The 13,500-nt window shown below is 72.2% G+C and carries 14 protein-coding genes; 11 read left to right on the top strand and 3 right to left on the bottom strand.

Annotation, left to right across the window (positions count from 1 at the left end):
• The 4 genes from ACOTKD_RS37570 to ACOTKD_RS37555 all read left to right on the top strand — a co-directional run.
• A partial coding sequence (locus tag ACOTKD_RS37570; RefSeq protein WP_424893502.1) for a flavodoxin-dependent (E)-4-hydroxy-3-methylbut-2-enyl-diphosphate synthase occupies positions 1–200 on the top strand: 200 nt, incomplete at its 5' end.
• A 237-nt stretch (positions 201–437) separates the two neighbouring features.
• Entirely contained in the window at positions 438–1,283 is an 846-nt protein-coding gene (locus tag ACOTKD_RS37565; RefSeq protein ID WP_424893501.1) for a GNAT family N-acetyltransferase, read from the top strand.
• Positions 1,284–1,327: 44 nt separating this feature from the next.
• Entirely contained in the window at positions 1,328–1,861 is a 534-nt protein-coding gene (locus tag ACOTKD_RS37560) for a GNAT family N-acetyltransferase (protein ID WP_424893500.1), read from the top strand.
• Between the two features lie 208 nt (positions 1,862–2,069).
• Positions 2,070–3,767 (top strand): proline--tRNA ligase, encoded by a 1,698-nt coding sequence (locus ACOTKD_RS37555; protein WP_424893499.1) that lies wholly within the window; start codon positions 2,070–2,072, stop codon positions 3,765–3,767.
• A gap of 456 nt (positions 3,768–4,223) precedes the next feature.
• On the opposite strand, the gene ACOTKD_RS37550 is transcribed toward ACOTKD_RS37555, so the two are convergent.
• From ACOTKD_RS37550 to ACOTKD_RS37540, 3 genes are read right to left on the bottom strand one after another with little or no spacing between them, the layout of a single operon-like run.
• Positions 4,224–5,153, bottom strand: a complete 930-nt coding sequence (locus tag ACOTKD_RS37550) for an aminoglycoside phosphotransferase family protein (RefSeq protein WP_424893498.1) — start codon at positions 5,151–5,153, stop codon at positions 4,224–4,226.
• A 29-nt stretch (positions 5,154–5,182) separates the two neighbouring features.
• Positions 5,183–5,692 (bottom strand): ferritin-like domain-containing protein, encoded by a 510-nt coding sequence (locus tag ACOTKD_RS37545; protein ID WP_424893497.1) that lies wholly within the window; start codon positions 5,690–5,692, stop codon positions 5,183–5,185.
• The gene (locus ACOTKD_RS37540) at positions 5,689–6,270 is read right to left on the bottom strand and encodes a hypothetical protein (protein WP_424893496.1); all 582 of its coding nucleotides are present in this window, start codon (positions 6,268–6,270) and stop codon (positions 5,689–5,691) included. Before ACOTKD_RS37540 ends, ACOTKD_RS37545 begins: the two co-directional genes overlap by 4 nt.
• A gap of 169 nt (positions 6,271–6,439) precedes the next feature.
• On the opposite strand from ACOTKD_RS37540, the gene rimP reads away from it, so the two are divergent.
• The 7 genes from rimP to truB all read left to right on the top strand — a co-directional run bounded on the left by rimP (position 6,440) and on the right by truB (position 13,465).
• Positions 6,440–6,985, top strand: coding sequence for a ribosome maturation factor RimP (rimP, locus tag ACOTKD_RS37535; RefSeq protein WP_424893495.1), 546 nt, complete (start codon positions 6,440–6,442; stop codon positions 6,983–6,985).
• 2 nt (positions 6,986–6,987) lie between these two features.
• Entirely contained in the window at positions 6,988–7,989 is a 1,002-nt protein-coding gene (gene nusA / locus ACOTKD_RS37530; RefSeq protein WP_424893494.1) for a transcription termination factor NusA, read from the top strand.
• A gap of 119 nt (positions 7,990–8,108) precedes the next feature.
• Positions 8,109–8,390: a YlxR family protein gene (locus ACOTKD_RS37525; protein WP_424893493.1), complete on the top strand. Its 282-nt coding sequence runs from the start codon at positions 8,109–8,111 to the stop codon at positions 8,388–8,390.
• A 183-nt stretch (positions 8,391–8,573) separates the two neighbouring features.
• Positions 8,574–11,621: a translation initiation factor IF-2 gene (gene infB, locus ACOTKD_RS37520; RefSeq protein ID WP_424893492.1), complete on the top strand. Its 3,048-nt coding sequence runs from the start codon at positions 8,574–8,576 to the stop codon at positions 11,619–11,621.
• Positions 11,622–11,768: 147 nt separating this feature from the next.
• Positions 11,769–12,065, top strand: coding sequence for a DUF503 domain-containing protein (locus ACOTKD_RS37515; protein WP_106679766.1), 297 nt, complete (start codon positions 11,769–11,771; stop codon positions 12,063–12,065).
• 51 nt (positions 12,066–12,116) lie between these two features.
• Positions 12,117–12,566, top strand: a complete 450-nt coding sequence (gene rbfA / locus ACOTKD_RS37510) for a 30S ribosome-binding factor RbfA (protein ID WP_106679768.1) — start codon at positions 12,117–12,119, stop codon at positions 12,564–12,566.
• Entirely contained in the window at positions 12,563–13,465 is a 903-nt protein-coding gene (truB, locus tag ACOTKD_RS37505; protein ID WP_424893491.1) for a tRNA pseudouridine(55) synthase TruB, read from the top strand. Before rbfA ends, truB begins: the two co-directional genes overlap by 4 nt.
• The last annotated feature ends 35 nt before the right edge of the window (positions 13,466–13,500 follow it).

Here is a 13,500-nt window from a genome sequence, read left to right as displayed (position 1 = left end):
CGGGCGAGGCGCGTGAGGCGGATCTGGGGGTGGCCTCGGGCAACGGCAAGGGGCAGATCTTCGTCAAGGGCGAGGTCATCAAGACCGTGCCGGAGTCGAAGATCGTGGAGACCCTCATCGAGGAAGCCCTGAAGATCGCCGAGCAGATGCAGAAGGACGGCGTCGAGTCCGGCGAGCCCAAGATCAGCATCGCCGGCTGACCACTGCCCCGGCGCCCCGTGCACCTGTGCATGAGGCCGCCCCGTGCATCCCTGCACGAGCCGCTTCATGCGCCCGGCATGAGGCAGTGCCCCGCCTCCCGTCCAGTACGGGGCGGGGCACCGCTGTTTCCCGCCCCGTGCGGGCCGCGAAGGGGGTGCGCCCCGAGGCCTGGAGGTAGAGTTCCAAGACCTGTTTCCCATGGCCTCGGGCCCCGTGACGGTGAGGCAAAACCACACGTGCTGACGACGACCACCACCAAGGTCCTGGAGCCCGGCGACATCGAGGCCGCCTTGGCCGTCCTCGGCCGCGACCCCGTCGCCAACGCCTTCGTCGCAGCCCGCGTCCAGGTCGCGGGCCTCGACCCCTGGCGGCTCGGCGGCGAGATGTGGGGCTGGTACGCCGGCGGGCGCCTCGAATCCCTCTGCTACGCCGGCGCCAACCTCGTCCCCATCTGCGCGGGCCCCGAGGCCGTACGGGCCTTCGCCGACCGCGCACGCCGCGCGGGGCGCCGCTGCTCGTCCATCGTGGGCCCCGCAGAGGCCACCGCCGCGCTGTGGTCGCTCCTCGAGCCCCACTGGGGCCCCGCGCGGGAGGTCCGCGCCCATCAGCCCCTCATGGTCACCCGCTCCATGCCCGCCGACATCGAGCCCGACCCCCTCGTCCGCCGCATCCGCAAGGACGAGATGGAAGTGATCATGCCGGCCTGTGTGGCCATGTTCACCGAAGAGGTCGGCGTCTCCCCGCTCGCCGGCGACGGAGGCCTCCTCTACCAGGCCCGGGTCGCCGAGCTCGTCGGCTCCGGCCGCTCCTTCGCCCGCATCGAGGACGGCCGCGTCGTCTTCAAGGCGGAGATCGGCGCGGCCACGCCCCAGGCCTGCCAGATCCAGGGCGTCTGGGTCGCCCCCGAGCACCGCGGCCGCGGCCTCTCCGTCACCGGCATGGCAGCCGTCCTGCGCTACGCCCTCGCCGAGGTGTCGCCGGTCGTCAGCCTCTACGTGAACGACTACAACACCGCCGCACGGGCCGCCTACCGGCGTGTGGGCTTCGAGGAGACCGGCGCGTTCATGAGCGTGCTGTTCTGAGCCGCCCGGCCCGTGCGCGGGGTACGGGCGGGTAGCCTCCCCGCATGGATGACATCGTGGTCGGGCCGCTCGACCTCGCCGCGCGGGTCGACGACGCACTGGCCGTGCAGGCACTGGCCTTCGGCCTCACCGAGGAAGAGATCGCCGTACGGCGCCACATCGTGCTGCGCCACCTCGCCTCCCGCGGCTCCCGCGCCCTCGGGGCGACCACCGGCAGCGGGCGCCTCGTCGGCTTCGTCTACGGCATGCCCAACGACCGCGGCCACTGGTGGTCAGGAGTCGTCGAACCGTATCTTCGCGCCACCGGCACCGACGGCTGGCTCGACGACTCCTTCGTCATCACCGAGCTGCACGTCCACCCCGACTTCCAGAAACGGGGCATCGGGCGGTCCCTCATCACCACGATCACCGACAGCGCCGCGGAGCCCCGCTCGATCCTCTCGGCCATCGACACCGAATCCCCTGCCCGCGCCCTCTACCGCAAGCTCGGGTACCGCGACCTGGCACGCCCCGTGCACTTCCCCAGCGCGCCCAGCCCGTACGTGGTGATGGGGGCACCGCTGCCGCTGCTGGGCTGATGGGCGGACGGAAGCGGGCGGGACGTGCTGCTCCGATCATGGGACGCCCCCACGGTCCGGCCGGCCCGCCCCATGCCGCTCTGTTGGGGTGTCCAACGATTGCCGCATGAGGCGGCTGATGCCGACGTCACCGAGAACTCGTTTCAGGGGTGCCCCCGGCTCCCGCTAGGCTCCTGGCAATTCCCTACGCCCTGCCAGGAGACCGACCATGGCCCATGTCCAGCGCATGTCCACGACACTGCTGAAGACGCTGCGCGACGACCCTGCCGACGCGGAGACCGCCAGCCACAAGCTGCTGGTCCGCGCCGGCTACGTCCGCCGCTCGTCCGCCGGTGTCTGGACCTGGCTGCCGCTCGGCAAGAAGGTGCTGGACAACGTCTCGCGCGTCGTGCGGGAGGAAATGGACGCGATCGGGGGCCAGGAGGTCCTGCTGCCCGCGCTGCTGCCCAAGGAGCCGTACGAGGCGAGCGGGCGCTGGGAGGAGTACGGCGACCTCCTCTTCCGCCTCAAGGACCGCAAGGGCGCCGAGTACCTGCTGGGTCCCACGCACGAAGAGATCTTCACCCTCACCGTCAAGGACCAGTGCACGTCCTACAAGGACCTGCCCGTGATCCTCTACCAGATCCAGACCAAGTACCGGGACGAGGCGCGTCCCCGCTCCGGCGTGCTGCGCGGGCGCGAGTTCCAGATGAAGGACTCCTACTCGTTCGACACCACCGACGAGGGGCTCGCCGAGTCCTACCGCCTGCACCGCGAGGCGTACACCCGCATCTTCGAGCGCCTCGGCCTCGACTACCGCGTCGTCTCGGCCGTCTCCGGCGCCATGGGCGGTTCGGCGTCCGAGGAGTTCCTGGCGCCCGCCGCAGCGGGCGAGGACACCTTCGTGGACTGCCCGCAGTGTGACTACGCCGCCAACACCGAAGCCGTGACCGTCGCCGTGAGCCCCGCGGACCCCGCCGGCCACGGCCCCGTCGAGGAGCTCGACACCCCGGACACGCCCACCATCGAGACGCTCGCGGCCCACCTCGGCGTGCCGGCCTCCGCGACCCTCAAGAACCTCCTCATCAAGGTCGACGGTGAGATCACCGCCGTCGGCGTGCCCGGCGACCGCGAGGTCGACCTCGGCAAGCTGGGCGAGCACCTGGCGCCCGCCGTCGTCGAACTGGTCACGGCCGAGGACTTCGAGGGCCGGCCCGAGCTCGTACGGGGCTACGTCGGCCCGCAGGGCCTCGGGCTGCGCTACATCGCCGACCCGCGCGTGGCGCCCGGCACGGCCTGGATCACGGGCGCCAACAAGTCCGGCAAGCACGTCCGCAACGTGGTGTGCGGCCGGGACTTCGAGGTCGACCAGTACCTCGACGTCGTCGTGGTCGAGCCGGGCGACCCCTGCCCCTCCTGCGGGGCGGGCCTGGAGATCGGGCGGGCGATCGAGATCGGCCACATCTTCCAGCTGGGCCGCAAGTACGCCGACGCGTTCGGCCTCGACGTCCTCGGGCAGAACGGCAAGCCGGTCCGCGTCACCATGGGCTCGTACGGCATCGGCGTCTCGCGCGCCGTGGCGGCTCTCGCGGAGCAGACGCACGACGAGGCTGGCCTGTGCTGGCCCCGCGAGGTCGCGCCCGCCGATGTCCACATCGTCGCCGCGGGCAAGGCCGTGCAGACCGAACTCGCCCTGGAGCTCGCCGACAAGCTGGGCTCGGCGGGCGTCCGGGTCCTCGTCGACGACCGCGGCGGTGTCTCCCCGGGCGTGAAGTTCACCGACGCCGAGCTGATCGGCGTCCCGACCATCCTGGTGGTCGGCCGTGGCGCGCCTCAGGGCATCGTCGAGCTGAAGGACCGCCGCACCGGCACCCGTGAGGAACTGCCGGTCGCCGAGGCGATCGAGCGCCTCAGCGCCCTCCGCTGACGTTTCGTCGGAGACGGTCGGGGCCTCGTGCCCCGACCGCATGGGGCGGGCCGGCGGACCCGCATGGGGCCGCCATTGCGACGGCGCGTGCAACGCGCCGCCCGCCTGCATGAGGTGCTCCCGCATGAGGCGCCGTATCTGCCGCATGGGGCGCGGCGCGTGAGGTAGTGCCCTGCATGGGGCAGCGCCCCGCGTGAGGTAGTGCCCTGCATGGGGCAGCGCCCCGCGTGAGGCAGCGCCCTGCATGAGGCAGTGCCCCGCGTGAGGCGGCGCCTCGCATGAGGCCGCGGCGCATGAGGCGCAGGGTTGAGCAACGTGGCATGGTCGAAGCGCCTCACCCGGCCCCGCCTCATGCCCGCCTCATGCCCGCCCGTGCACCCTCGCTCGGGCACCTGCCTCTGCCCTCAAGCCCCTGCTTCTGCCCCCGGGCCTCCGCCCTGGCCCGTGCCCCGCCCCTCAGAGCATCCCCGCGAACTCCAGCAGGAGTTCGCCCCGTGCGCGGGAACCGCTGGAGAGTTCCCGGACGCCCGCTTCGGCGGCGCGGAAGAGGGTCCAGCCCCGTAGCCGGTTGTTGTCGACGTCCAGGGCGTCGGCCAGCTTGGCCACACGCCGGCGGGCGATGGCCGCGGCACCGGGGGAGGCCATCAGGGTGTCGACGCGGTCGAGAGCGAGCCACGCGAGGTCGTAGGCGCGCTCGCCCACCAGCGGCCTGGGGCCGACGGCCAGCCACGGCGCCCGGTCGCCCGCAAGCACCTTGCCCTGCTGGTAGTCGCCGTGCAGTAGGGACGGCGCCTCGTCGGAGTCGGCCGTCAGGGCGTCCCGCAGTTCGAGGGCCTCGTCGACGACGGCCCGCGCGTCGGCGGCCCACGGCGTCTCGGACTGTTTCCGCAGCGCGCCCGCCAGCTCTGCCGTGTGGTCGGCCACCGTCGTGAAGGCGTGATCCTCCGCGGGCCGCACCCACAGCCGCTGCAGCGTCGCTGTCGCCTCCAGGACGGCCTTCGGCTCCGCAAGGGACCGCAGGCTCACACCGGGCCGCAGCCGCTCCAGGAGGAGCGCGCCCGCCTCAGGCTCGGCGCGCAGCACCCGGACCGCCCCCAGGCCGTTCCAGTGCGCGAGCGCCGCCTGTTCCAGGGCGGCGGCCCCACCCGGCTTCTCCAGCTTGAGCACGGCGCCCGTGCCGTCCGCCCGGTGCGCAAGGACGACGACGCTGCTCCGACCGCCCGGCTGGTGCACCCGTTCGGGCGTCAGCTCCCAGCGCTCCGCGAAGTCGCGCACCTGTTCCGGCAGCGACGCGAGCCACTGGTGGGCGGCCTCGTCCGCCGGCTCGGAGCCCAGGGCCCGCACCAGCCGCTCCGGTGGTGCGAAGCGGTCGTCGGCGTTGCTCATCCCCGTGCTGTCCTTTTCGTCTTTGCTGGTCAGGTGCGGTCCGGTGAACCGCTCGGCTGGTCCGGAGCGTTGCGTTCAGTGAGCCCAGGGAAGGCTACGCCGCCGCCGTGCCAGCGCACGGCGCGCACTGCCGCCTCCCGCAGCGCACCGGCGGCCTCGACTCGTAGGGCACCGCCTGCGGCACCCACGAGATCGGCGTACACGGCCGCGACGCGCGCCTCCAGCTCCGCCGCCAGCCGTACGGCGGAGTCCGCGTCGGTGACGGCGAACGGGAGTGCGTATCCGGCGGCCGCGGCTTCCGGCACGCCGCCCAGGTCCCGCACGGCACGGCTCATCGCATCCCGTCGCGCGCGGTGCGCGTCGTGCGCCTCACGCGCCTCCGCCGCCCGTTCCTGCGCGACACGCGCGCCGACGACCCCGTAGCCGTACACGGAGGCATGCTCGGCCCCCAGCGCGGCCTGTGCGGCCTGCAGCGCCCTCCGTGCGGCGGGGTCCTTCGGGGCATGAGGGCTCGCGGTCTCGGTCTCGGTCTCGGTCATGCGTCACTCCCCAGCAGGTACGCGTGGGCCGCGCCGGCGGCAGCCACGGAGGCGAGCAGCCGGGCGAGTTCGGGCGAGGCGGAGCCGAGGGCCTTGGTGCGGCTGTCCGCCGTGCGCCGCTCGGCGTCGGCCAGCGCCGCCAGGGCGGCCTTCTCGTCGCCCGGCACGCCGTCCGCATGGGGCGGTGGGGAAGAGTCGGCCGGTGAACGGCCCGAGGGAGACGGAGAGAGCGACGGAGACGAAGGAGAGGAAGAGCCCGAGGCTCCCCGCGCCGCGCCGAACGCCTCCGCATGGCGCGCCACCGCCCCGCGCAGCGGACGCAGCCGCTCCGCGAGCCCCCCGTGCACCGCGATCGTGGCGTCGTAGCGCGCCAGCAGTTCGCGCGAGGCGCGCCCCGCGGCGTCCCGCAGCCGCTCGTCGCCCGAGCGGCCCGAGGCGTCGGAAGGCGCCCCCGTGCCGCCGGAACAGCCGGTCAGCAGCCCCCCGCCGGCGGCCCCCAGCAGAGCCGCCGCGCCCCCTGCCAGTACCCTGCGTCGGTGCGGGCCGGCCGGGCCCCGCGTCGTCGTCGTGAACGCCACGTTCCTCTTTCCGCCGGTCGGGTCATGATCACCGCACGTGAGCGTACCGGCGCGCCACCCGATGGCCGCGGACGAGGCACCGAATCGTCAGTCGGCTGCCGGAACAGATAGGCTTTGACCTGACACGCGACTTTCCCACAACAGCACACGCGGCCGAGGAGTCACCCGGATGAGCACCACCCAGAGCGAGCGGCTGCGCGAGCTGCTGGCCCCTCTCGTGAGCGCGCGGGAGCTGGATCTGGAAGAGATCGAGGTGACCACGGCGGGCAAGCGGCGTGTGCTGCGCATCGTGGTGGACTCCGATGCGGGTGTCGAGCTGGACGAGTGCGCGGAAGTCAGCCGCGCCGTCTCCGAGAAGCTCGACGAGACGGACGCCATGGGCGGCGCCCCGTACGTTCTGGAAGTCACCTCTCCCGGTGCCGACCGTCCCCTGACCGAGCACCGCCACTACGTGCGTGCCACCGGCCGTCTGCTCAAGGCGCAGCTCACCGAGGGCGGCGAGCTCGTGGCCCGCATCATCGCGGTGGACGACGAGGGGCTGGACCTGGAGGTCCCCGGGGTGAAGGGCCGCAAGCCCACCTCGCGGCGACTGGCCTTCGGCGAGATCGCCAAGGCCCGCGTGGAGATCGAGTTCAACCGTAAGGCCGCGGAGAAGACCGCAGGCACGGCGGCAGTGACCGCCGACGAAACCGACGAGAGCCAAGAGGAGGCGTAGCCGTGGACATCGACATGAGTGCCCTGCGGGGTCTGGTGCGAGAGAAGGAGATCTCCTTCGACCTGCTGGTCGAGGCGATCGAGTCGGCCCTCCTCATCGCCTACCACCGCACCGAGGGAAGCCGCCGCCGCGCCCGTGTGGAGCTGGACCGCTCGACCGGTCACGTGACGGTGTGGGCCAAGGAGGACCCGCAGGACCTGGAGGAGGGCGAGGAGCCCCGCGAGTTCGACGACACGCCGTCCGGTTTCGGCCGGATCGCCGCGACCACCGCCAAGCAGGTCATCCTCCAGCGTCTGCGCGACGCCGAGGACGAGATCACTTTCGGTGAGTTCGCGGGCCGTGAGGGCGACGTCGTCGCGGGCATCGTCCAGCAGGGCAAGGACCCGAAGAACGTCCTGGTCGACATCGGCAAGCTGGAGGCCATCCTGCCGGTGCAGGAGCAGGTCCCCGGCGAGGAGTACAAGCACGGCACGCGCCTGCGCACGTACGTCGTACGGGTGGCGAAGGGCGTGCGCGGCCCGTCCGTCACGCTCTCGCGCACCCACCCGAATCTGGTCAAGAAGCTCTTCGCCCTCGAGGTGCCGGAGATCGCCGACGGCTCCGTGGAGATCGCCGCCATCGCCCGTGAGGCCGGCCACCGCACCAAGATCGCGGTCCGCTCCACGCGCTCCGGCCTCAACGCCAAGGGCGCCTGCATCGGCCCCATGGGCGGCCGGGTCCGCAACGTCATGGCGGAGCTGCACGGCGAGAAGATCGACATCGTCGACTGGTCGGACAACCCCGCCGAGCTGGTGGCCCACGCTCTGTCCCCCGCACGGGTGAGCAAGGTCGAGATCGTGGATCTCGCCGCGCGCTCCGCCCGGGTGACCGTGCCCGACTACCAGCTCTCCCTGGCGATCGGCAAGGAGGGGCAGAACGCCCGCCTGGCCGCGCGCCTCACCGGGTGGCGCATCGACATCCGCCCGGACACCGAGCAGCCCGACCGGGAATCCGGCCGAGCCTGATCACGTTCACCACACCGGGGTCCGCGCTTTGTGCGGGCCCCGGCATCGTGGCCGAAACGCATACGTGCCCGATCACTGCCCCCCAGGGGTGGGACGGGCGCGGGGAGGTAGACTGAAGAGTGTCTGGCCGGACGCATGCCCGCGCATGCCCTGAGCGAACCTGTGTGGGATGCCGGGAGCGAGCGGCCAAGGGCGATCTGCTGCGGATCGTGATGATCGAGGGCGCCTGCGTCCCCGACCTTCGCGGTACGCTGCCCGGCCGGGGTGCCTCTGTGCACCCCACACTGGTCTGTCTCGACCTGGCGGTGCGCCGCCGGGCGTTTCCCAGGGCCTTCAAAAGCCCGGGGCCGCTCGACACGGCGGAACTGCGCCGGTGCGTCGAACAGATCGAACAGCAGTAGATCGGCCCCGCACCGCGCGGGGATGGCCCCACTGTAAGAAGCACGGCACGGGTAACCGTGCGGTCAGGTACCTCGCGAGTTGGAAGTAGGTCGAGATTGCGATGAGCACTCGATGAGTACGCGATGAGTACGCCCATGAAGTAGCGACGGTCCGGTGGACACCCCGGACCTAGAAGGAGCGAAGTGGCTAAGGTCCGGGTATACGAACTCGCCAAGGAGTTCGGAGTGGAGAGCAAGGTCGTCATGGCCAAGCTCCAAGAACTTGGTGAATTCGTCCGTTCGGCGTCCTCGACGATCGAGGCGCCGGTTGTCCGCAAGTTGACTGACGCACTGCAGGGACCCGGCGGCGCCGGCAAGCCCGGTGCGAAGCCCGCGGCGCCGCGCAAGTCCGCGGCCCCCAAGCCGGGTGCCCCCACTCCGGGTGCGCCCCGTCCCGCCGCCCCCAAGCCGGCGGCGGAGGCAGCTGCCCCCAAGCCGTCCCCGGCCGCGCCGACCCCCGGTCCGCGTCCGGGCCCGAAGCCTGCCCCGGCGGCTCCGGCCAAGCCGGCCCCGGTCACCCCGGTGCCCGCTGCGGAGTTCTCCGCTCCGGCGCCGGCCCAGCAGGGTCCGTCCGCGCCGCGCCCCGGCGCGACCCCCGGTCCGCGTCCCGGCGGCGCCCGCCCCGGCCCCGCCGGTCAGCGTGACGGCGGCCGTCCCGAGCGCGGTCCGCGTCCCGGTGGTGCGGGCGAGCGCGCCCCGCGTCCCGGTGGCGCCCGTCCGGCCGGTCCCCGTCCGGGCAACAACCCCTTCACCTCCGGCGGCTCCACGGGCATGGCCCGTCCGCAGGCCCCCCGTCCCGGTGGCGCTCCGCGCCCCGGTGGCCAGGGTGCCCCGGGCGCTCCGCGTCCGCAGGGTGGTCCCGGCGGTGCTCCCCGTCCGCAGGGTCCGGGCGGCGCCCGTCCGACCCCGGGCGGCATGCCCCGTCCGCAGGGTGCCCCCGGTGGCGCCCCGCGTCCCGGTGGCGCTCCCTCCGGCAACCGCCCGAACCCGGGCATGATGCCGCAGCGTCCGGCTGCTGGCCCGCGTCCGGGCCCCGGCGGCGGCGGTCGCGGTCCCGGCGGCGGTGCCGGTCGTCCCGGCGGCGGTGCCGGTCGTCCGGGCTTCGCCGGTCGTCCGGCCGGTCCCGGCGGCGGCGGTCGTCCCGGTGGCGGCGGCGGCTTCGCCGGTCGTCCCGGTGGCGGTGGCCCCGGCGGCGGTGGCGGCGGCTTCGGCGGCGGTCGTCCCGGCTTCGGTGGCCGTCCCGGCGGTCCGGGTGCCCGTGGCGGCACGCAGGGCGCCTTCGGCCGTCCCGGCGGTCCGGCCCGTCGTGGCCGCAAGTCCAAGCGTCAGCGGCGCCAGGAGTACGAGGCCATGCAGGCCCCGTCCGTGGGCGGCGTGATGCTGCCCCGCGGCGGCGGCGAGACCATTCGCCTGTCGCGCGGTGCCTCCCTCACCGACTTCGCGGAGAAGATCGGCGCCAACCCGGCGTCGCTCGTCGCCGTGATGATGAACCTCGGCGAGATGGTCACGGCCACGCAGTCCGTCTCGGACGAGACGCTGCAGCTCCTCGGCGGCGAGATGAACTACACCGTTCAGATCGTCAGCCCCGAGGAGGAGGACCGCGAGCTGCTCGAGTCCTTCGACATCGAGTTCGGTGAGAACGAGGGCGGCGAGGAGATGCTCGTCGCGCGTCCGCCGGTCGTGACCGTCATGGGTCACGTCGACCACGGTAAGACGCGACTTCTCGACGCGATCCGCAAGACCAACGTGGTCGCGGGCGAGGCCGGTGGCATCACCCAGCACATCGGTGCCTACCAGGTCTCCACCGACGTCAACGACGAAGAGCGCAAGATCACCTTCATCGACACCCCGGGTCACGAGGCGTTCACCGCCATGCGTGCCCGTGGTGCCAAGTCGACCGACATCGCGATCCTCGTGGTGGCGGCCAACGACGGTGTCATGCCGCAGACGATCGAGGCCCTGAACCACGCCAAGGCGGCCGACGTGCCGATCGTGGTCGCGGTCAACAAGATCGACGTCGAGGGCGCCGACCCGACGAAGGTGCGCGGTCAGCTCACCGAGTTCGGTCTGGTGGCCGAGGAGTACGGCGGCGACACGATGTTCGTCGACATCTCCGCCAAGCAGGGTCTGAACATCGACAAGCTGCTCGAGGCCGTCGTCCTCACCGCCGACGCCGCGCTCGACCTGCGCGCCAACGCGGAGCAGGACGCGCAGGGCATCGCGATCGAGGCCCACCTCGACCGTGGCCGCGGCGCCGTGGCCACCGTGCTCGTCCAGCGCGGTACCCTCCGCGTCGGTGACACGATGGTCGCCGGTGACGCCTACGGCCGTGTTCGCGCCATGCTCGACGACAAGGGCCAGAACGTCGAGGAAGCGGGTCCGTCGACCCCCGTCCTCGTCCTCGGTCTCACCAACGTCCCGGGCGCCGGCGACAACTTCCTCGTCGTCGACGAGGACCGCACGGCCCGCCAGATCGCCGAGAAGCGCGCTGCGCGCGAGCGCAACGCCGCCTTCGCCAAGCGCACCCGCCGGGTGTCCCTCGAGGACCTCGACAAGGTGCTCAAGGCCGGTCTGGTCCAGGACCTCAACATCATCATCAAGGGCGACGCGTCCGGTTCGGTGGAGGCTCTCGAGTCCTCGCTGCTCCAGCTCGACGTCGGCGAAGAGGTCGAGATCCGGATCCTGCACCGCGGTGTGGGTGCGGTCACCGAGTCCGACATCAACCTGGCGACCGGCTCCGACGCCATCGTCATCGGCTTCAACGTCCGCGCCGAGGGCCGTGCCACGCAGATGGCCGAGCGCGAGGGCGTCGACGTCCGGTACTACTCGGTCATCTACCAGGCGATCGAGGAGATCGAGGCGGCCCTCAAGGGCATGCTGAAGCCGGAGTACGAAGAGGTCGAGCTCGGTACGGCGGAGATCCGTGAGATCTTCCGCTCGTCCAAGCTGGGCAACATCGCGGGTGTCCTCATCCGTTCCGGCGAGGTCAAGCGCAACACCAAGGCGCGCCTCATCCGCGACGGCAAGGTCATCGCGGAGGAGCTCAACATCGTCGGCCTGCGTCGCTTCAAGGACGACGTCACCGAGATCCGCGAAGGCTTCGAGGGCGGTATCAACCTCGGAAACTTCAACGACATCAAGATCGACGACGTCATCGCGACGTACGAGATGCGCGAGAAGCCGCGCGGCTGAATCGCATAGCTCGACCCCGGGGCCGGTCGGCGGAGCATATTCCGTCGATCGGCCCCGGCCGTTGCGTGTACGGTTCGAAGAGCTCGTACACCGACACGTACCGGCAGGTACACCTCACGCCTCCCGGGTGGGCCTCACCCGTCACGCATGTATGCAGGGACTCTGTCCTTCGACCTCCTCCTCGGCGACGTACGGTCGCTGAAGGAGAAGCGCTCCGTCGTCCGCCCGATCATCGCCGAGCTGCACCGCAAGTACGCGGTGAGCGTGGCGGAGGTCGGCGACCAGGACCTCTACCGCCGGGCGACAATCGGCGTGGCGGCGGTCTCCGGGGACGCGGGGCACCTCACCGACCTACTGGACCGCTGCGAGCGCTGGGTCGCCGCACGTCCCGAAGTGGAGCTGCTCTCGGTCAGGCGGCGGTTCCACGGCGACCACGACGACTGAGCGCGTCACCGGCGCCACAAGCACAATGGACAAGAAGAAGGAGACGGACCAGTGGCCGACAACGCGCGTGCGAAAAGGCTGGCGGACCTCATCCGCGAGGTGATCGCCCAGAAGCTGCAGCGCGGAATCAAGGACCCGCGGCTCGGCTCGCATGTGACCATCACGGACACCCGGGTCACCGGCGACCTGCGGGAGGCTACGGTCTTCTACACGGTCTACGGGGACGACGAGGACCGCGCCAGCGCGGCCGCCGGGCTGGAGAGCGCCAAGGGCATCCTGCGCTCGGAGGTCGGCCGTGCGGCCGGCATCAAGTTCACGCCGACCCTGACGTTCGTGGCGGACGCCCTCCCGGAGAACGCCCGCACCATCGAGGACCTCCTCGACCGGGCCCGCGCCTCCGACGCCCAGGTGCGCGAGGCGTCCTCGGGCGCCGCGTACGCGGGCGAGGCCGACCCGTACCGCAAGCCGGGCGAGGACGACAAGGACGCTGCCGGCGAATGAAGCACAAGGAGACCCCGCCGGACGGCCTCGTCATCGTCGACAAGCCGGCCGGCTTCACCTCGCACGACGTCGTCGCGAAGATGCGCGGCATCGCGCGGACGCGGCGCGTGGGCCACGCGGGGACGCTCGACCCGATGGCGACGGGCGTCCTCGTGCTCGGCATCGAGCGGGCGACCAAGCTCCTCGGTCACCTCGCGCTGACCGAGAAGGAGTACGTCGCGACGATCCGCCTGGGGCAGAACACCGTGACGGACGACGCCGAGGGCGAGATCACGTCCTCCGCGGACGCCTCGGGTGTCACGCGTGAGGCGATCGACGCCGGCGTGGCCAAGCTCACCGGCGCCATCATGCAGGTGCCGTCGAAGGTCAGCGCGATCAAGATCGACGGCAAGCGGTCGTACAAGCGGGCGCGCGAGGGCGAGGACTTCGAGATCCCCGCCCGCCCGGTGACCGTCTCGTCCTTCGCGGTGCACGCCGTGCACCCGGCCGAGGCCGCGGACGGCACCCCTGTGCAGGACCTGCTGGTCTCCGTCGTCTGCTCCTCCGGTACGTATGTGCGGGCCCTTGCCCGCGACCTGGGGGCCGACACGGGCGTGGGAGGCCACCTGACGGCCCTGCGGCGCACGCGCGTCGGCCCGTACGGGCTGGGCGACGCCCGCACGCTGGACCAGCTCCAGGAGGAGCTCACCGTCATGCCCGTCGCCGAGGCGGCGGCCGCGGCGTTCCAGCGCTGGGACGTCACGGAGGAGCAGGCGCGCCTGCTCGGGAACGGCGTGCGGATACGGGTCCCGCTCTTCGAGACGACGGGGCCGATCGCGGCCTTCGGTCCGGACGGGCGTCTCCTGGTCCTGCTGGAGAACCAGGGCGGCCGGGCGAAGAGCCTGGCGGTCTTCGGGTAGCCCCGGGGGTTCACCACCCCCAGGGGCCTTCGGCC

It is taken from the genome of Streptomyces sp. XH2, assembly GCF_049725035.1.
Classification (GTDB): Bacteria; Actinomycetota; Actinomycetes; order Streptomycetales; family Streptomycetaceae; genus Streptomyces; species Streptomyces roseoverticillatus.
The sequence above is the reverse complement of the archived record's forward strand: the minus strand, read 5'-3'. Positions and strand labels throughout refer to the sequence as shown.